General features: G+C 65.1%; 22 protein-coding genes. 19 read left to right on the forward strand and 3 right to left on the reverse strand.

What is annotated here, in order from left to right; all coding sequences use genetic code 11:
* Positions 1–66 precede the first annotated feature (66 nt).
* Positions 67–1,545, reverse strand: a complete 1,479-nt coding sequence (locus tag ACWZHB_RS32440) for an AAA family ATPase (protein ID WP_427905514.1) — start codon at positions 1,543–1,545, stop codon at positions 67–69.
* 277 nt (positions 1,546–1,822) lie between these two features.
* Here ACWZHB_RS32440 and rplN point away from each other — a divergent pair, with 277 nt between their 5' ends.
* Genes rplN through ACWZHB_RS32460 form a run of 4 tightly spaced genes read left to right on the forward strand, consistent with a single transcriptional unit; the run spans position 1,823 to position 3,266 of the window.
* The gene (rplN, locus tag ACWZHB_RS32445) at positions 1,823–2,191 is read left to right on the forward strand and encodes a 50S ribosomal protein L14 (RefSeq protein WP_056818394.1); all 369 of its coding nucleotides are present in this window, start codon (positions 1,823–1,825) and stop codon (positions 2,189–2,191) included.
* A gap of 2 nt (positions 2,192–2,193) precedes the next feature.
* Entirely contained in the window at positions 2,194–2,511 is a 318-nt protein-coding gene (gene rplX / locus ACWZHB_RS32450; protein ID WP_056818391.1) for a 50S ribosomal protein L24, read from the forward strand.
* A gap of 1 nt (position 2,512) precedes the next feature.
* Positions 2,513–3,076 carry a 50S ribosomal protein L5 gene (gene rplE / locus ACWZHB_RS32455; RefSeq protein WP_056818389.1) on the forward strand — a complete coding sequence of 188 codons (564 nt, stop codon included), beginning with the start codon at positions 2,513–2,515 and terminating at the stop codon, positions 3,074–3,076.
* Between the two features lie 4 nt (positions 3,077–3,080).
* Positions 3,081–3,266, forward strand: a complete 186-nt coding sequence (locus tag ACWZHB_RS32460; protein ID WP_056818387.1) for a type Z 30S ribosomal protein S14 — start codon at positions 3,081–3,083, stop codon at positions 3,264–3,266.
* Between the two features lie 109 nt (positions 3,267–3,375).
* Here the strand turns inward: ACWZHB_RS32460 and ACWZHB_RS32465 are convergent, their stop codons facing one another.
* Positions 3,376–4,029, reverse strand: coding sequence for a Uma2 family endonuclease (locus ACWZHB_RS32465; protein WP_427905515.1), 654 nt, complete (start codon positions 4,027–4,029; stop codon positions 3,376–3,378).
* A gap of 114 nt (positions 4,030–4,143) precedes the next feature.
* Here ACWZHB_RS32465 and ACWZHB_RS32470 point away from each other — a divergent pair, with 114 nt between their 5' ends.
* Positions 4,144–4,353 carry a hypothetical protein gene (locus ACWZHB_RS32470; RefSeq protein WP_427905516.1) on the forward strand — a complete coding sequence of 70 codons (210 nt, stop codon included), beginning with the start codon at positions 4,144–4,146 and terminating at the stop codon, positions 4,351–4,353.
* Here the strand turns inward: ACWZHB_RS32470 and ACWZHB_RS32475 are convergent.
* Positions 4,346–5,905: an alpha/beta hydrolase gene (locus ACWZHB_RS32475; protein ID WP_427905517.1), complete on the reverse strand. Its 1,560-nt coding sequence runs from the start codon at positions 5,903–5,905 to the stop codon at positions 4,346–4,348. The two genes, ACWZHB_RS32470 and ACWZHB_RS32475, sit on opposite strands and share 8 nt — an antisense overlap.
* 359 nt (positions 5,906–6,264) lie before the next feature.
* On the opposite strand from ACWZHB_RS32475, the gene ACWZHB_RS32480 reads away from it, so the two are divergent.
* The 14 genes from ACWZHB_RS32480 to ACWZHB_RS32545 all read left to right on the forward strand — a co-directional run bounded on the left by ACWZHB_RS32480 (position 6,265) and on the right by ACWZHB_RS32545 (position 18,057).
* Positions 6,265–6,996 (forward strand): YoaK family protein, encoded by a 732-nt coding sequence (locus ACWZHB_RS32480; protein ID WP_427905518.1) that lies wholly within the window; start codon positions 6,265–6,267, stop codon positions 6,994–6,996.
* A 248-nt stretch (positions 6,997–7,244) separates the two neighbouring features.
* A complete protein-coding gene (gene rpsH, locus ACWZHB_RS32485; RefSeq protein WP_410873947.1) occupies positions 7,245–7,643 on the forward strand; it encodes a 30S ribosomal protein S8 in 399 nt (132 codons plus the stop codon).
* 15 nt (positions 7,644–7,658) lie between these two features.
* Entirely contained in the window at positions 7,659–8,198 is a 540-nt protein-coding gene (rplF, locus tag ACWZHB_RS32490) for a 50S ribosomal protein L6 (protein WP_378953800.1), read from the forward strand.
* A 2-nt stretch (positions 8,199–8,200) separates the two neighbouring features.
* The gene (gene rplR, locus ACWZHB_RS32495) at positions 8,201–8,608 is read left to right on the forward strand and encodes a 50S ribosomal protein L18 (protein WP_266296784.1); all 408 of its coding nucleotides are present in this window, start codon (positions 8,201–8,203) and stop codon (positions 8,606–8,608) included.
* Positions 8,609–8,639: 31 nt separating this feature from the next.
* Entirely contained in the window at positions 8,640–9,299 is a 660-nt protein-coding gene (rpsE, locus tag ACWZHB_RS32500; protein WP_378919123.1) for a 30S ribosomal protein S5, read from the forward strand.
* Position 9,300: 1 nt separating this feature from the next.
* Positions 9,301–9,480, forward strand: a complete 180-nt coding sequence (rpmD, locus tag ACWZHB_RS32505; protein ID WP_056819257.1) for a 50S ribosomal protein L30 — start codon at positions 9,301–9,303, stop codon at positions 9,478–9,480.
* 2 nt (positions 9,481–9,482) lie between these two features.
* The gene (gene rplO / locus ACWZHB_RS32510) at positions 9,483–9,926 is read left to right on the forward strand and encodes a 50S ribosomal protein L15 (RefSeq protein ID WP_101464424.1); all 444 of its coding nucleotides are present in this window, start codon (positions 9,483–9,485) and stop codon (positions 9,924–9,926) included.
* A 164-nt stretch (positions 9,927–10,090) separates the two neighbouring features.
* Positions 10,091–11,413 carry a preprotein translocase subunit SecY gene (gene secY / locus ACWZHB_RS32515; protein WP_427905519.1) on the forward strand — a complete coding sequence of 441 codons (1,323 nt, stop codon included), beginning with the start codon at positions 10,091–10,093 and terminating at the stop codon, positions 11,411–11,413.
* Positions 11,410–11,955: an adenylate kinase gene (locus ACWZHB_RS32520; RefSeq protein ID WP_427905520.1), complete on the forward strand. Its 546-nt coding sequence runs from the start codon at positions 11,410–11,412 to the stop codon at positions 11,953–11,955. The genes secY and ACWZHB_RS32520 overlap by 4 nt, the downstream gene beginning before the upstream one ends.
* 53 nt (positions 11,956–12,008) lie before the next feature.
* On the forward strand, positions 12,009–12,806 hold the full coding sequence (map, locus tag ACWZHB_RS32525; protein ID WP_427905521.1) for a type I methionyl aminopeptidase: 798 nt from the start codon (positions 12,009–12,011) through the stop codon (positions 12,804–12,806).
* Between the two features lie 76 nt (positions 12,807–12,882).
* Positions 12,883–13,962 (forward strand): BMP family lipoprotein, encoded by a 1,080-nt coding sequence (locus tag ACWZHB_RS32530; protein ID WP_427905522.1) that lies wholly within the window; start codon positions 12,883–12,885, stop codon positions 13,960–13,962.
* Between the two features lie 8 nt (positions 13,963–13,970).
* A complete protein-coding gene (locus tag ACWZHB_RS32535) occupies positions 13,971–15,488 on the forward strand; it encodes an ABC transporter ATP-binding protein (protein ID WP_427905523.1) in 1,518 nt (505 codons plus the stop codon).
* An 8-nt stretch (positions 15,489–15,496) separates the two neighbouring features.
* Positions 15,497–16,774 carry an ABC transporter permease gene (locus ACWZHB_RS32540; RefSeq protein WP_427905524.1) on the forward strand — a complete coding sequence of 426 codons (1,278 nt, stop codon included), beginning with the start codon at positions 15,497–15,499 and terminating at the stop codon, positions 16,772–16,774.
* Positions 16,771–18,057 (forward strand): ABC transporter permease, encoded by a 1,287-nt coding sequence (locus tag ACWZHB_RS32545; RefSeq protein WP_427905525.1) that lies wholly within the window; start codon positions 16,771–16,773, stop codon positions 18,055–18,057. Before ACWZHB_RS32540 ends, ACWZHB_RS32545 begins: the two co-directional genes overlap by 4 nt.
* Positions 18,058–18,079 lie beyond the last annotated feature (22 nt).

Raw genomic sequence — 18,079 nt, forward strand, 5'->3', positions numbered from 1 at the left:
GATCCGGTAGCGGCCGAGCAAAGCCCTGATCGGGCTTGCTCGGCCGCTGCGGCCCCGCCGAATTCTCTAGCCGCCGTACAGCCGATCCAAGTCGACCAATTCGACATCGCGGCGGTGCGCGGCCGCCTGTTCCAGCTCGCTCGTGAACCCCGACGACGCAAACAACACGATCGTCGAGTCGGCTGTGTCGTAGTCGGACGTGCGGAGAATGCCGGCGATATGGTCCAGCCGCGCCAAGTCGGCGATCCCTCGTCGGCCGAGGGTGGCTTTCGCCGCACCGATCAGCGTGATCGAGCGGCCGCTGACGCCGAGAACGTCGATTTCGTGCTTGGCGCGCCCCGCATTGTCCTGCACGGTCGCGAATCCGATGTCGCCGAAACCGTCGGGGCGGTTCAGTTCGTCGGGGGCGAAACGGCCTGCCCAGTCGCGCGCGAGTTGCTCGAAGTGGGCACCGAGGATGTTCGATCGGAACGTCGGCGCGGCCGCGGCCCAGACTCGCGCGGCCCGGCCGAATTCGAGTTGACCGAGGTGGGGCGCGGTGATCAGGCGGTCGAATCTGATCAGTGGGTCCGCCACGGTGATCGTCGGTTTCCGGGCGCGCAGGAGGTCGGACGCGCGGGAAATATAGCCCGCCGACTCGAGGACCCCCAGTTGGTAGCGGACGGCGTTGGCATCTCTGCCGATGGCGCCGCCGATCGCCGTCGGCGTGTGGGCGCCAGCCGCGATCGCGCTGAGAATGTCGAAATATATTGCGCGACTGGTGATTCGGGGATCCTCGCGGAGTAGATGGTCGACTTCGCTGTGGGTGAATACCCCGAAGTCGACGGCGAGGAGGTTCGTAGTCACCCAGTCGTCGAATTCGGTGACGCTGCGTGGAGTGCCCAGGATCAGCGGACGGTAGCCAGGGATGCCGCCCACCGTGGCATGTACGCGGAAGGCGACCTGAGGGTCGGCGATTCCCCAGAGATGGGCTGCCTCGCGATAGTCCAACGGCGGCATTCTCAGATCGAGCATGACGCGACCACGCAGCGGTTTCGCGCCCGAGAGCAACTCGTGCATCACGCTGAGCGCGGAACCGCACAGGATCAACCGGCCGGTGAGTCCGCTGCCACGTTGGACTCGGTCGTAGAGGTGTTGCAGGATCGACGGAAGTTCCGGTGCGTGCGCTACGGCGTACGGAAACTCGTCGATGACGACAAGCGGTGGTCTGCCTCGGGGAGTTGTTCGCTCGGCGACTTCCAGTGCGGAACGCAGCAGCGTTTCCCAGTCGGGTGGATCAGCCGACATGGGGGTGGTCAACAGGTGTCCGCTGATGTCGGCGGCGAAGCGACGTCGGGCGGCCAAGTCGCCCTCGTCCTGGACGCAGACCGTGTACAGGCCGCCGACCTCGCGACATGCCTCGGCGAGGAGTTGGGTTTTGCCGGTGCGGCGGCGGCCGGAGACGAGACCGAGTCGGAGTGGGCCGTCGAAGCCGCCGTCGAAGAGGAAGCGCTCTACCGCACCCCACTGGCGATCGCGGCCGACGATACGATCGGGCTTGTCCACTTCGCCTCCGAGTAGGTAAATGGGTTTACCTGAATAAGGGTAAACCGGTTTACCTAGTTGAGCGGCGTAATGCGGCGGATCGACCCCGATTCGGTTCTTCCTGGGGATTCACCTACACTAGAACGGTTGCCTGCGGGAGCTATGCCCTCGCAATCCGGCAGTGAACCCCCAGTGGTGGACAAAACCGCTGGCAGGCGCGCGTCCGGAGGGCGACTGACCATGTGCGTCGGGTCGGCAATCCGGCGTACGTATACATCCAGGTCCAGGAGGTGCTGAAGTGATTCAGCAGGAGTCGCGACTGCGCGTCGCCGACAACACCGGAGCGAAGGAAATCCTTTGCATCCGCGTGCTCGGTGGCTCGTCGCGTCGCTATGCCGGTATCGGTGACATCATCGTCGCCACCGTGAAGGACGCCATCCCCGGCGCCAACGTGAAGAAGGGCGACGTCGTCAAGGCTGTCGTCGTTCGCACCACCAAGGAGCGTCGTCGTCCGGACGGTTCCTACATCAAGTTCGACGAGAACGCTGCCGTGCTGATCAAGCCGGACAACGATCCTCGTGGCACCCGCATCTTCGGCCCGGTCGGCCGCGAGCTGCGTGACAAGCGCTTCATGAAGATCGTTTCGCTGGCCCCGGAGGTGCTCTGACTATGAAGGTGCACAAGGGTGACACCGTGCTCGTCATTTCGGGCAAGGACAAGGGCGCCAAGGGCAAGGTCATTCAGGCCTTCCCGGCGACCGGCAAGGTTCTCGTCGAAGGCGTGAACCGCATCAAGAAGCACGTCGCGGACTCCGCGAACCAGCGTGGCGCGTCCTCGGGTGGCATCGTCACCCAGGAAGCCCCCATCCAGGTTTCCAACGTGATGGTCGTCGACTCCGACGGTAACCCGACTCGCGTCGGCTACCGCACCGACGAAGAGTCCGGCAAGCGCGTCCGGATCTCCCGTAAAAACGGGAAGGACATCTGACATGACCACCTCTGAGCAGACTCAGCCCCGGCTGAAGGCGCGCTACCGCGCCGAGATCAAGGACGCGCTGAACGGCGAGTTCGAGTACGCCAACGTGATGCAGATCCCCGGCGTCGTCAAGGTCGTCGTGAACATGGGTGTCGGCGACGCCGCCCGTGACGCGAAGCTGATCAACGGTGCCGTCAAGGACCTCGAGCTGATCACCGGCCAGAAGCCCGAAATCCGTAAGGCCACCAAGTCGATCGCGCAGTTCAAGCTGCGTGAGGGCATGCCGATCGGCGCGAAGGTCACCCTTCGTGGCGACCGTATGTGGGAGTTCCTGGACCGTCTCGTGTCCATCGCGCTGCCCCGTATCCGCGACTTCCGCGGCCTGTCGCCGAAGCAGTTCGACGGCAACGGCAACTACACGTTCGGCCTCAGCGAGCAGTCGATGTTCCACGAGATCGACGTGGATTCCATCGACCGCCCGCGCGGTATGGACATCACGGTTGTCACCACGGCGACCAACAACGAAGAAGGCCGCGCGCTGCTGAAGCACCTCGGCTTCCCGTTCAAGGAGAACTGAGCACATGGCTAAGAAAGCACTGCGCATCAAGGCCGAGGCGAAGCCGAAGTTCGCGGTTCGCGCCTACACCCGCTGCCAGCGTTGCGGTCGCCCGCACGCGGTCTACCGCAAGTTCGGCCTGTGCCGTATCTGCGTCCGCGAAATGGCGCACCGCGGTGAGCTCCCGGGCGTGCACAAGAGCTCCTGGTGAGCTCGCGCTCCTCGTGAGCGCACCCGCCTAGGCGAATATCGAACGAAGACACGGACTTCCGCGTGAAGTCCGTGTCTTCGTGCGTTTCGGAGCGGTTGGTGCACAGCGGTCAGAGCGACAGCTCAGGCCACCCGATGGTGATCGGGAACGGGAAGTTGATGGTGATTTCAGTGGAGTCGGCCGGTGACCATGCACCGGCCAGGAGGTAGTTGGCCTTGTGGAGCGGTGAAACGCCCGCCGGTAAGGCCCCGGTCCCGGATGCCAGGCCATATACCTGCACATACGCGATCTCGCTGCGCCGCGGATGGAGGGTGACTTCCCAGTACCACGGTATGCCCGCGGCGGCGTATCGGGCTCGTTTGGCTTCCATTTCGGCAGCAGTGTTCGACGGGGAGAGAACCTCGCCGACCAGGACCGCATCGTCCGCGCGAACGTGGGCGTACGCCTTGTCCAGGCATCGATGGATCATGAAATCTGGAGTCACGAAGTCAGATTTGCCGTGCTGGCCGAAGAAGACGTTCGTCTCGGTGCGAACCTGCCAGCACTTCTCGGGCTCGTTGGTCATCGCGCGCTTGGCGTCTCGGCGGAGAGTGCTCCACAGCAGGTTGCTGGCTTCCTGATGTTCTCCTGGCCCACGCCGCGTCCAGACCACCCGCCCATCCCACAGTTCGATGCATGAGGCGATTTCCTCGGGGAGTTGCTCGAGCTCTTCCCACGTCATGTATTCGGGCAGGTCGGGGCGCTGGGGATGCGCGTTCGTCATGGCTCGATGATAGACGGACGCCACTGCGCCCCAGGGTTTGTGGGATCTCACCGACTTTTGATGAAATGTAGTCATTTCACTCCATTGAGGCGTGGCGGTGTGTTCTTTGGGCGGATGAAGAAGTTCGCCACTGTCGCTGTCTTTTCCGTCGCGCTCCTCGGGGCGCCTGCTGTCGCGTCCGCCGCCCCTATCGCTGATTCCGGGTCGGGAGGGTCGGGTTCGTCGGAGACCGCGCTGATCTGTTCGCCGATCGCGGGAATCCTGTTCGCTACCGGCAGCGTCGAGAAGCCGCCGCTCTACGACTTGCTCTGCATGTTCAGCTGAACGGGGAGCGGTCGATTCCGCAGCTGATGCCTGCCGGTGGGAGTTGGGCGGTGAACAGGTAGTCGCGTTTGAGGTGTTCGGCGCAGGTGCTCTGGACGTACATGGAGCTGTGGCCCGCGCCTTCGATGACGACTACCTGGGCCCGGTTTAGTTGGGCCGCGCCAGCTTTCGCGCCGGCTAGGGGAGTGGCCGGGTCGTAGCGGCTGTTGAGGACGAGGATCGGGGCGGCGGTTTCGCGGTTCCATGGGCCGGTGTAGCGGTCTCGGTCCTCGGCCTGCCAGAAGGCGCAGGGGGTGGCGTTGAAGACGGCGGTTCGGCCGAAGTAGCGGGACTGGAGGTCGGCGGCCGCGGCCGCGCGGCTGTAGACGGCGGGGTCTGTCGGGACGGTGCTGTCGGCGCATTGGATCGTGTAGAAGGCCTCGACGCGATTGGCGGGGTGGTCACTCGCGAAGAGGGCATCGGGGTTCCGGACGGGCAGGACCGTCACCGCATCGAAGAGGCTTTGCAGAAAAATCGCCAGGTCGGGGTAGGTTTCGGGGCGGGACAAGCTGCCCGCGGTGCTCACTATCTGGGAGAACGTCCATGCGGTTCCGTCGACCGTGATCGGGGCGAGGCGGGCGCGTTCGGCCAGTGCGATCCACTTGAGTTTCGGGTCGCCCGCGGCGAACGCGCAGCGTGGACCCGCGGCGGAGCAGTCGCGCAGGAAGGTGTCGAAGGTTTCGGCGATGCCCGCGGCGACGCCTTGCCGGGTGTCGAGCGGCAGATTCACGCCGTCGGCACCGTGGCCGTTCACATTGCCCTCGAAGTCGAGGGAACCGTCGAACGCCATCGCGCGGACCCGGCCGGGGAACATATTGGCGTAGACCGCGCCGACCTGGGTGCCGTAGGAGATGCCGTGGAAGGTCAGCGACTCGTCGCCGACCGCGCGGCGCAGTAGGTCCAGGTCGCGGGCGGTGTTGGCGGTGGAGGCGTGGTGCAGGATCGGGCCCGCGTTGCGGGCGCAGCGGTCGGCGATGTCGGCGGCGGCGGCGAAGAAGGCGGGTTCGTCGCGTGGATCGGTCGGTGTTCCGGGGAACGAGCCGAGGTAGCTCGACTGCTCGGCGGCACCGGCGAAACACTGGGTACCCGCGCTGCGCGAGACCGAGCGCGGGTCCCAGGAGACCAGGTCGAAGCGGGCGCGCAGTTCGTCGGAGAACAGCCACTGCCAGCGGGCCCGTTCGCGGAGTCGATCCACGCCGGAGGGGCCAGGCCCGCCGAAGTTGACGAACAGTGTTCCGATGCGCCGGTCGGGATCGGACGCGGGCAACTTGATCACAGCCAGGTCGATCTGGGCGGCCCCTGGGCGGTTGTAGTCCAGCGGTACCTCGGCCGACGCGCATTCGAACCCGTCCGCGCAACCCTCCCACGCCAGCGTGGGAGTGGCGGCCGCCTCGGCGAGCGGATCGACATAGGGATCGGCCGCAGCATGCGCGGGCGCGACGAGCACGCCGATCCCGAGCAGTGCGGCGAGTAGAGAGGCCGAGCCCCGGCGGCACGCACGGTGGGAAGACAACGGCCGAGCCTCCTGCGCAGATCCGACGAACCTCGCGAAGCTACCACATCGTGAGCAGCGCTCACGAACGCAAAGTGGTTGGTACTTAACACAATTCGATCCCTGGTCGGCCTCCTGCGGCGGCATCGTCGCAGGTCACCCGCAGTCCGCGAAGGGAATATCCGGAATTGATTTCGAATTTTTCGGTTACCGCAGCATTACCGGCATCTCATTTTTCTGTGTCTTTCCCGAGAATGTGATCCCGAGGCTGGTCGGCGATTTCTTTCGTCGCTACTGTCGGGGTGGTTGCGTGAGAATGCAGCGTGTAGATGGGTGTCAGTGTCGATCCCTTGCCGGACGAATGCAGAGGATGTGAGTTCGTGACCCTGACCACAGTAAACAAGCCGCGTGACCTGGCCCACCGGCCGCCGCTACGTGGCATTCCCGCGGGCGCGATGCCGATGGTCGCCTTTCTTTCGATATTGGCGGGATTTATCGGCGCGGCAGCTTATACACATTCCGCCGGATATTTCGTGACATTTATGACCGGCAATACCGAGCGCGCCGTTCTCGGCTGGTTCGACAACGATCAATTGCTGGCCACCGGTGCCATCACCCTGCTCTTTTCCTTCGGGCTCGGTGTGTTCGTCGCCTCGTTGCTCCGCCGACGGCTGTGGCGCAGTGGCCACTACGGAGCGTCGGTGGTCACCACGGTGGCGCTCGCGGTGGCGGCGGTCGTCGATTACGCCCTCGACCGCACCGGCGGATCGGACGTGGGATTCATCCCGATCGCGTTCGTCGCCTTCGCGGTGGGCGCGCTGAACACCGCGTTCGTCAAGAACGGCGAGACGAGCGTTCCGCTCAGCTACGCCACCGGAACGGTCGTCAAACTGAGCCAGGGCATCGAAAGCCATGTCAGCGGGGGTAGCTCGCGCGATTGGCTCGGCTACGGGTTGCAGTACGCGGCCTTCGGCGTCGGCGCCCTGCTCGGTGGCTTGATGAGCACGGTGGTGGGCGGTGAGATGATGTTGATCGTCGCCACCGGCGTCTCGGCCTCGGCGATCCTGATCACCTCGAAGGCGGGCGCCAGGGCGGACCATACGGCCGCGTGACGGAGATCGCCTGACCCCGGGTTTTGTCCTGACCACGGCATTGCCTACACTAGAGCGGTTGCCTGGGCAGATCTGTGTCCGCTCCACGTGAGCGGATCGCCCCAGGCGCCGAGAGCTCGCAAGAGAACTCATCCGGTCGGTAAGTGCCGACCGGACCAGCCGAATTGTTGTAGGCCCACGGTCACCTGCGTGCGAACGCCGGAGATGTTGCATGGGAACCGCAGCGAGAAAGGTGTCGAGGTCTAACCATGACCATGACTGATCCGATCGCAGACTTCTTGACGCGTCTGCGCAACGCCAACTCGGCGTACCACGATCAGGTGAAGGCTCCCCACTCGAAGATCAAGGTGAACATCGCCGAGATCCTCAAGCGTGAGGGCTACATCTCCGATTACCGCACCGAAGACGCGACCGTTGGCAAGGCCATCGTCGTCGATCTGAAGTACGGCCCCAGCCGTGAGCGCAGCCTGCAGGGCCTGCGTCGCGTCTCGAAGCCGGGTCTGCGTGTGTACGCGAAGTCCACCAATCTGCCCAAGGTCCTCGGCGGCCTCGGCGTGGCGATCATTTCCACGTCGACCGGTCTGCTCACCGACCGTCAGGCGGCCAAGCAGGGCGTCGGGGGCGAAGTCCTCGCCTACGTCTGGTAAGGGAGGTCAGGACTAATGTCGCGTATTGGTAAGAAGCCCATCGAGATTCCGGCCGGCGTCGACGTCAACATCGACGGCCAGGTTGTCACGGTCAAGGGGCCCAAGGGCACCCTGTCGCACACCGTGGCCGAGCCCATCACCGTCACCAAGGGTGAAGGTAATGAGCTCGAGGTTGCTCGTCCCAACGACGAGCGCGCGAACCGTTCGCTGCACGGCCTTTCCCGCACCCTGATCGCCAACATGGTCGAGGGTGTCACCAAGGGCTACGAGAAGAAGATGGAAATCTTCGGCGTCGGTTACCGCGTTCAGGCCAAGGGTTCGAACCTCGAGTTCGCCCTCGGTTACAGCCACCCGGTGCCGATCACGGCCCCGGCAGGCATCACCTTCGCGGTGGAATCGCCCACCAAGTTCTCGGTGTCCGGCATCGACAAGCAGGCGGTCGGTCAGATCTCCGCTGTCATCCACGGACTGCGTAAGCCCGACCCGTACAAGGGCAAGGGCATCCGCTACGCCGGCGAGGTCGTTCGCCGCAAGGTCGGAAAGACGGGTAAGTGATCATGGCGCAAACTGCTAACCAGAAGGCGAAGCGGATTCCGCTGGGCAAGGACGCTTCCACGAAGCGTCGCCTGTCGAAGACCCGCCGTCACTTCCGTCTTCGTAAGAAGGTCGAAGGCACCACCGAGCGTCCGCGCCTGGTGGTCAACCGCTCCGCGCGCCACCTGCACGCTCAGCTGATCGACGACTCGGTGGGCAAGACCATTGCCGCCGCTTCCTCGATCGAGGCCGACGTGCGCGCGCTCGAAGGTGACAAGTCCGCCAAGGGCGCGAAGGTCGGTCAGCTGATCGCCGAGCGTGCCAAGGCTGCCGGTATCGAGGCGGTCGTGTTCGACCGTGGTGGTCACGACTACCACGGCCGTATCGCGGCGCTGGCCGATGCCGCTCGTGAAGGCGGGCTGAAGTTCTGATGACCATTATTTCCAACGGAAGGAACGTCTGATGCCGGGACGTCAGCGGCGTGACGGCGGCAGCGGACCCGCCGGACCCAACAGCAACTCCAACAGCAACGCCGGAGGCCCCGAGGGCAACCGTCGTGGCGGTGGCGATCGTCGCGGTGGCGGCGACCGTCGTGACAATGCGGCCGAGAAGAACCAGCTCGAGCGCGTAGTCGCGATCAACCGTGTCTCCAAGGTCGTGAAGGGTGGTCGTCGCTTCAGCTTCACCGCCCTCGTGATCGTCGGTGACGGCAACGGTCTGGTCGGCGTCGGCTACGGCAAGGCCAAGGAAGTTCCCGCGGCCATCCAGAAGGGCGTCGAGGAGGCTCGTAAGAGCTTCTTCCGCGTCCCGATGATCGGCTCGACCATCACCCACCCGGTTCAGGGTGAGGCGGCGGCCGGTGTGGTCATGCTGCGTCCGGCTTCGCCCGGTACCGGTGTGATCGCGGGCGGCGCGGCTCGCGCCGTGCTCGAATGCGCAGGCATTCACGACATTCTGGCCAAGTCGCTCGGTAGCGACAACGCGATCAACGTCGTTCACGCGACGGTCGCCGCGCTCAAGATGCTCCAGCGTCCCGAAGAGGTTGCCGCTCGTCGCGGTCTGCCGATCGAGGACGTCGCTCCGGCGGGCATGCTGCGTGCGCGTGCGGGACAGGGAGCCTGACATGGCTGATCTCAAGGTGACTCAGATCAAGAGCACGATCGGTGCCAAGTCGAACCAGCGCGACAGCCTGCGGACGCTTGGTCTGCGGAAGATCCGCCAGTCGGTGGTTCGTGAGGACAACGCTCAGAACCGCGGTCTGATCAACGTCGTGCGCCACCTCGTAACAGTTGAGGAGGTCTAGACATGACCATCAAATTGCACCACCTGCGTCCCGCCCCTGGCTCCAAGACCGAGAAGACCCGTGTGGGTCGCGGTGAGGGTTCCAAGGGTAAGACCGCCGGTCGCGGTACCAAGGGCACCAAGGCACGCAAGAACGTCCCCGCGGCGTTCGAGGGTGGCCAGATGCCGCTGCACATGCGTCTGCCGAAGCTTCGCGGCTTCACCAACCGCTTCCGGGTCGAGTACCAGGTCGTCAACGTTGGTCGCATCGCCGAGCTGTTCCCGCAGGGCGGCGTCATCGGTAAGGCAGAACTGGTCGAGGCCGGCGCCGTTCGCAAGAACGAGCTCGTCAAGGTTCTCGGCGACGGCGAGATCGGTGTCGCCATCCAGGTGACCGCCGACAAGGTGACCGGCTCCGCCAAGGAGAAGATCACCGCCGCCGGTGGCACTGTCACCGAACTGGCCTGACGGTACTGTAGTCAACAGCTGACACCGGACGAGTCGCGAGCTCGTCCGGTGTCACTGTTAGAGTTCCAAGTGTTGTCTGCCAAGCTCGTCATCGGCTGACGATTCCACATGCTGTCCAGTGGTCCAGTCGCATGGCATGACCATGTCGTTCGCCAGGAGGATTTGTGCTTTCCGCCTTCGTATCGGCCTTCCGGACTCCGGACTTACGGCGGAAGATTCTCTTCACGCTGGGGTTGATCGCGCTGTACCGGTTGGGTGCCGCGCTGCCGTCCCCCGGTGTCGACTACCGCGCGGTCCAGGACTGCGTGAAGCTGGTCTCCGGTGGGGATTCCGCCGGTATCTACCAGCTCATCAACCTTTTCTCCGGTGGTGCGCTACTGCAGCTCTCGGTGTTCGCGATCGGCATCATGCCGTACATCACCGCGAGCATCATCATCCAGCTGCTGACCGTCGTCATCCCGCGGTTCGAGGAACTGCGCAAGGAAGGCCAATCCGGCCAGACCAAGATGACGCAGTACACCAGGTACCTGTCGGTCGCGTTGGCGATCCTGCAGGCCACCGGTCTCGTCGCGCTCGCCGCCCGCGGGCAGCTGCTGCAGGGCTGTAACAAGCCGATTCTGGCCGATACCAGCATCTTCGGCATGATCATCATCGTGCTGGTGATGACCGCCGGTGCCTGCCTGGTCATGTGGTTCGGCGAGCAGATCACCGAGCGCGGTGTCGGTAACGGCATGTCGCTGCTCATCTTCGCCGGTATCTCCGCGCGTATTCCGCTCGACGGCAAGGCCATTCTGGATACCCGCGGTGGTCTGGTCTTCGGCCTGGTGTGCGCTGCCGTGCTGGCGATCATCGTGGCCGTGATCTTCGTCGAGCAGGGTCAGCGCCGGATTCCGGTGCAGTACGCCAAGCGCGTCGTCGGTCGCAAGATGTACGGCGGTTCGTCGACGTACCTGCCGTTGAAGGTCAACCAAGCCGGTGTCATCCCGGTGATCTTCGCGTCCTCGCTGCTCTACCTGCCGAACCTGGTCGCGCAGCTGACCGGATCCAGCACGGCGACGGAGCCGAGCTGGTGGCAGGAGATCATCCAGAAGTACCTGGTCGACCCGAGCAACCCGGTCTATATCGCCATCTACTTCGGCTTGATCGTGTTCTTCACTTACTTCTACGTCGCGATCACCTTCAATCCGGAGGAACGCGCCGACGAGATGAAGAAGTTCGGTGGCTTCATCCCGGGCTACCGGCCCGGTAAGCCGACCGCCGACTACCTGAACTTCGTCCTGAGCCGCATCACCCTGCCTGGCTCGATCTACCTCGGTGTGGTCACCGTGCTCCCGAGCATTTTCCTCGGCGGGGGCAGCACGGGCCAGTCGGCGAACATGGCGTTCGGCGGTGCCGCGGTGCTCATCATGGTCAGCGTGGGTCTCGACACGGTCAAGCAGATCGAGAGCCAGCTGATGAATCGAAATTACGAAGGGTTCCTCAAGTGAGAGTTGTTCTGCTCGGTCCGCCGGGTGCCGGCAAAGGTACTCAGGCCGTCCTGCTGTCAGAGAAGCTGGGCGTTCCGCACATCTCCACCGGAGACCTCTTCCGCGCGAATATCAGTCAGCAGACCGCTCTCGGTCGCGAGGCGCAGAAGTACATGGACGCGGGCGACCTGGTCCCCAGCGACGTCACCAACCGCATGGTCGAGGCCCGCGTGGCCGAGCCGGACGCCTCGAACGGCTTCGTGCTCGACGGCTACCCGCGCACGGTCGACCAAGGCGACGCACTGAAGAAGATCCTCGAGCACCACGGCACCAAGGTCGACGCGGTGCTGTGCTTCGTGGTGCCCGAGTCGCTGCTCAAGGAGCGGATGCTCGCGCGCGGCCGTGCCGACGACACCGAAGAGGTGATCGACAACCGCCTGCGCGTCTACCGCGAGGAGACCGAGCCGTTGCTCGAGTACTACGACGGCCTGGTCGTGACGGTCGAAGGTGTCGGCGAGGTCGACGAAGTCAACGCACGGGCGCTCGCCGCGCTCGGCAAGTAGCTCTCCCTCCCCGCGTGAGCGGGGATGAGCCCCGATCGGAGTACTGAGGCCGGATGGTCTTCAACCGTAAGAAGAAGGTCGTGCCGTTCCGTTCGGCGGGCGAGCTGGATGCCATGCAGGCAGCCGGCGCGATCGTCGGACGGACGCTGGTCGCCGTTCGCGCGGCGGCCAAGCCCGGCGTTTCGACGCTGGAGCTCGACGAGGTCGCCGAGGCGACGATCCGTGACGCGGGCGCTGTCCCGTCGTTCAAGGGTTATCACGGCTTCCCCGGCTCGATCTGCTCTTCGGTCAACGACCGTGTGGTCCACGGGATCCCCTCGGCGAAGGAAATTCTCGCCGAGGGCGATCTCGTCTCCATCGACTGCGGCGCCATCCTCGACGGTTGGCACGGCGACTCCGCGTGGACGTTCGGCATCGGCAATATCATCGAAGCCGATCAGCTCCTGAGCGAGGCCACGCGGCTCTCGATGGAGACCGGTATCGCGGCGATGCAGCCGGGCAACCGGCTGACCGACGTCTCGCACGCCATCGAGCTGGGTACCCGGGCGGCCGAGCAGGCGCACGGTCGGCAGTACGGCATCGTCGACGGTTACGGTGGCCACGCCATCGGCCGCGAGATGCACATGGATCCCTTCCTGCCCAACGAAGGCGCACCCGGCAAGGGCCCGCGCCTGGTGGTCGGGTCGGTGTTGGCGATCGAGCCGATGCTCACGCTCGGCACCACCGACACCAAGACGCTCGACGACGACTGGACGGTGGTCACCACCGACGGGTCGCGCGCCGCGCATTGGGAGCACAGCGTCGCTGTCACCGAGGACGGCCCGCGCATCCTCACCCTGCGCCCGGAGTAGCTCCGCCGGCGACTTCGCCGGTGAATTAATCTTTCTAATCCGTCTGTTCGCCGGTGTGATCCTGTATCTCTGAGTGATGAGATCTCGCATCGCGCTGGTCGCTTGCGCGGCCACGGCACTGCTCGCCGGTTGTGCCGAGCCGCCGCCGAACACGCGCTACACGGGGTCGGGCAACACCTACGGCACGGCGAACGCGGGTTTCGAGACCTGCATGGTGACCGACGCGGGTGGTGTCGACGACAAGTCGTTCAACGAATCGGGCTGGAACGGGGTGAAAGCCGCGATCGACGCCAACCCCGGCGTCTACGGCTCCTACCGTCAGTCCAACAGCTCCGCCGACTACGAACCCAACTTGCGAGCCTCGGCCGACGACGACTGCGATCTGGTGATCGGCGTCGGCGGCCTGATGGCCGAGGCGGTGGCACAGGTGGCCGCGGAGTACCCCGATCAGCGTTTCGCGATCGTCGACGCGCATGTCGAGTTGGACAATGTCTACTCGATGGAATTCAACGCGGCCCAATCCTCCTATCTCGCAGGCTATCTCGCGGCGGGTATGTCCAAGACCGGCCGGGTCGCCACCTGGGGTGGCATGCAGATTCCGGCGGTGACCATCTTCATGGACGGGTTCGCCGCCGGGGTGGCCGGATACAACGCGGCGCACGGCACCGCGATCGCTGTGCTCGGCTGGGACGTCGAGGACCAGAACGGTTCGTTCACCGGCAATTTCGACGATACGAGCGCCGGTCGCTCGCTCACCGAGAACTTCATCGCCCAGGGTGCCGATGTGATCCACCCGGTCGCCGGGCCGGTCGGGATGGGCGGTGCCTCCGCCGCGCAGGATTCGCCGAACGTGTCCATGATCTGGGTGGATTCCGATGGGTACGAGGCGGTTCCGGAGTACAAGGACATCATGCTGTCGTCCTCGATGAAGGACATCTCCGCCGCGGTGCGCGTGGCGATCGACAATGCCTACGGCGAGGGCGTCAAGGATGGTCGATACGTGGGCACCTTGAGTAATGCCGGGGTCGGGCTCGCACCGTTCCACGACTTCGAGGCGAAGGTGCCCGAGCCGCTGAAGCAGGAGCTCATCGCGCTGCGACGCGACATCGTCGACGGCAAGATCGTGATCAATTCCCCGGCCGCCCCGAAGCTCTGAGGACAATCATGCGACTCGAAGTACAGGGCTTGACCAAGGCATTCGGCTCTTTCCTCGCCGACGACAGTGTCGACCTGGTCGTCGAACCGGGCCAGGTGCACGCGATTCTCGGGGAGAACGGCGCGGGCAAGTCGACGCTGATGAACATGCTGTACGGCATCCTCGAACCGACCAGTGGCCAGATCCTGATCGATGGCGAGCCGGTGCGTCTGCGTTCGCCGGGCGATGCCATCGCGGCGGGAATCGGCATGGTGCATCAGCATTTCAAGCTGGTCGGGCCGTTCAGTGTCGCCGACAATGTGCAGCTGGGGCGCGAACACGTCAAGCGGGGGAGTCTGGATCGCGCGACCGCGCGGCGGGCGGTGCTGGAGGTGTCCGAGCAGTACGGGCTGGCGCTCGACCCGGACGCGATCTGCGAGGAGCTGCCCGTCGGCGTGCAGCAACGGGTCGAGATCGTGAAGGCGCTGTCGGGTAAGACGGATTTGCTGATTCTGGACGAACCGACCGCGGTGCTCACACCACCCGAAGTCGCCGAATTGCTCGGGATCATCCGCAATCTCACGGCCTCGGGGATGTCGGTGATCTTCATCAGCCACAAGCTCAAAGAGGTGAAGGCCATCGCGGACACGATCACCGTGCTGCGGCGCGGGAAGGTCGTGGCCGAGGCTTCACCCGATGACAGCGAGGCCGAGCTGGCGGCGGCGATGGTCGGGCGGTCGGTCGTGTTGACCGTGGATCGACCGCCGGCGCAGCCGGGCGAGGTCGCGCTGGATATCAAGAATCTGACGGTGCTCGGCGAGCGCGGCACACCGATGCTCGACGGACTGGATCTGGCTGTGCGGGCCGGTGAGATCGTCGGGTTGGCCGGGGTCGAGGGCAACGGTCAGACCGAGCTGGCCAGGGCGGTGCTGGGGACTGTCACACCCGCGAGTGGCTCGATCGACATGGGCGGTGTCGCGGTCACCGGGCGGGACCCGTATCGGCGTATTGTCGCCGGGCTCGGCTACATCCCGGAGGATCGCGGCCGCGACGGGCTGGCCGCCGATTTCACCGTCGCCGAGAACCTCGTGCTCAATCAGTACCGCGACAAACCGCTGTCGCATCGGGGCGTAGTCGACGCGGCGGCGGTACGAACCCTGGCGGACAAGGCCATCGCCGATTTCGATATCCGCACCAGGGGGCCGGGTGAGCTGGTGTCGGCGCTGTCGGGCGGCAATCAGCAGAAGGTCGTGATCGCGCGCGAATTCTCCAGGCCGCGTTCGGTTCTGGTGGCCGCCCAACCCACCCGCGGCGTGGATGTCGGTGCCATCGAGTTCATCCACCGCCGCCTGGTCGCCGAACGTGATGCGGGGACCGCGGTCCTGCTCATCTCCGCCGAGCTGGACGAGATCCTGGCCCTGTCCGACCGCATCGCGGTGATCCACAACGGGCAGATCGTCGGTGTGCTCGCTCCGGACACGCCGCGCGAGATCATCGGCCAGCTGATGGCAGGCCACCGTCCCGCAGATCCAGCCCCCGCGAGCTGAGGACATTCATGCCGAGTACCACCACCGAGCCAGACATCGACTCACCCGGCGAGCGTAAACCCGAAAAGCGCGACGTCGGCCGCACTTTCATCGGATACCTGACCGAAGCCAACAGCGTGATGGTGACGATCTACTCGTTGCTGCTGGCCTTCGCGATCGGTGCCTTGCTGATCATCGTCTCCGACGCGTCGGTCCGCAGTGCCTGGGGCTACTTCTTCAACCGGCCCGCCGACGCGCTGAGCTTCTCGTGGCAGGCGGTGAGCACCGGATATCGCGACATGTTCGAAGGCGCGATCATCGACTTCGGGCGCCTGCAACAGTATTTCGACGGCGACGCGACCCTGGCCCAGGTGCTGCGGCCGATCTCGGAGACGCTCACCTACGCGACCCCGCTGATCTTCACCGGACTCGCCGTCGGCCTGGCCTTCCGGGCCGGGTTGTTCAATATCGGTGGGCACGGGCAGTTCATCTTCGGGATGCTCGGCGGGGTGATCGTCGGGTTCGCGCTTGACCTGCCGCCGCTGCTGCACGTGCCGCTGGCGTTGCTCGCGGGTGCGCTGGCCGGTGGTCTGCTCGGGGCGATTCCCGGCGTACTCAAGGCGAAAACCGGTGCACACGAGGTTATTTCGTCGATCATGCTGAACAACATCGCCACCTATTTCCTGTTGTGGGCGTTGGGCACCACGTTCATCCATTCGACGACCTCGCAGGAGCTGGTCTCCAAACAGGTGGACTTCTCCGGTCGGCTGCCACGGCTGCTCGGCTGGGCAGGTTCGGGCTTGCGGGTGAGTGCGGGGTTGCTGATCGGGTTGGCGCTGGCCGCCGGAATCTGGTGGCTGCTGCGGAAATCCACCTTCGGGTTTCGGATTCGGGCGGTCGGCGCCAATACGCACGCGGCGGCTACGGCCGGTATCGACATCGGGCGCACCTTCATCACGACGATGGGGGTGTCGGGCGGGCTCGCCGGGTTGGGTGGTGCCGCACTGGTGCTCGGGCTCAATCCGTACACGGTCAATCCGGGGACGGTCGCGGAATTCGGGTTCGACGGGATCACCGTCGCACTGCTCGGGCGGGCGCATCCGGGCGGGATCGTGGCCGCGGCACTGCTGTTCGGTGCGCTGAAATCGGGCACGTTGCACATGCAGCCGGCCATTCCGGTCGAGATGTCGACCTTGCTGCAGGCGGTGATCGTGCTGTTCGTCGCCGCGCCCGCGCTGGTGAAAACCCTGCTGCACCTGCGTACACCGCGTGGTGGGCTCAACACTCTGGAAGCGAGGGGCTGGTGAGTACCACTACCGCGTCACCGGTCGTCACGGCCGAGACCACCCGGCACAGCTTGGCCGGGGCGGTGTTGATCGTGCTGGGTATCGGTCTCGGCGTGCTGGGGCTGCTGTTCATCGATGGCGGGCGGACCACCACCTTCCGGCTGGATCAGACGGTCGAAAGTGGTTGGACTGTCGGCACTCTCGTGATCGTCTTGATTCTCAGCGTGGTGACGGTGGTGCTCGGGGCTGTGCTGCTCGCCCGGCCGTTGTCGCAGCGAGCGCACGGGGTGATCGTCGGCGCGGCGGTGGCGGCGCTGGTGATCGCGGCGCTGTCGTGGGTGGTGACGCCGGGTGTCGGGTTCCCGGTGGAGTTCGTGCTGGCGTCGACGTTGTTCCTGGCGCTGCCGTTCATCTTCGGTGCGCTGTCCGGTGTGGTCTGTGAGCGTTCGGGCGTGATCAACCTCGGGATCGAGGGGCAGTTCCTGGCTGGTGCGTTCACGGCGGTGCTCTTCTCCTCGATCACCGACAATCCCTACATCGGCATTCTGGCCGCGGTGATCAGCGGGATGCTCTCGACGCTGCTGCTGGCCTGGCTGGCGACCCGCTTCGAGGTCAATCAGCTGGTCACCGGTGTCATCCTCAATCTGCTCGCGCTCGGCCTGACCGGCTTCCTGTTCGAACGGCTCATGCGCATGGACCATTCGCTCAACGAGCCGAGCACGGTGCCGCGCATCGGCGAGTTCCTGCACGACATCGGTCTCGGTTTCCTCACCGACATCCCCGTGCTCGGCCCGGTGCTGTTCGACCAGAACCTGTTCGTCTATGTCGCGCTGGCCTGCGTGTTCGGGCTCTCGTACCTGCTGTTTCGCACCCGCTGGGGCCTGCGCACCCGCGCTGTCGGCGAGCACCCCGCCGCGGCCGACGCCGCGGGCATCGACGTCAACCGCCTGCGCTTCTGGAACGTCACCTGCGCCGGCGCCCTCTCTGGTTTCGGCGGCGCCTTCTTCACGATCGCCAACAACGTGGCCTTCAGCAAGAACATGACCGCCGCTCTCGGCTTCGTGGCGCTGGCGGTGATGATCGTCGGCCGCTGGAAGCCGATCGGTGCCCTCCTGGCCGCCCTGCTGTTCGGCTTCTCCAGCGCCCTGGAACGTTTCCTCAACACCATGCCCGGCAACCCCATCCCCACCGAATTCCTCGGCATGCTGCCCTACATCGTCACCCTCGTCGTGGTCGCCGGATTCATCGGGAAAGCTGTGGCGCCCGCGGCCGACGGCATTCCATACCGACCTGGCGACAAGTAGTTGCCCGCCGTGGTACTACCAC

The organism is Nocardia sp. FBN12, assembly GCF_054031145.1.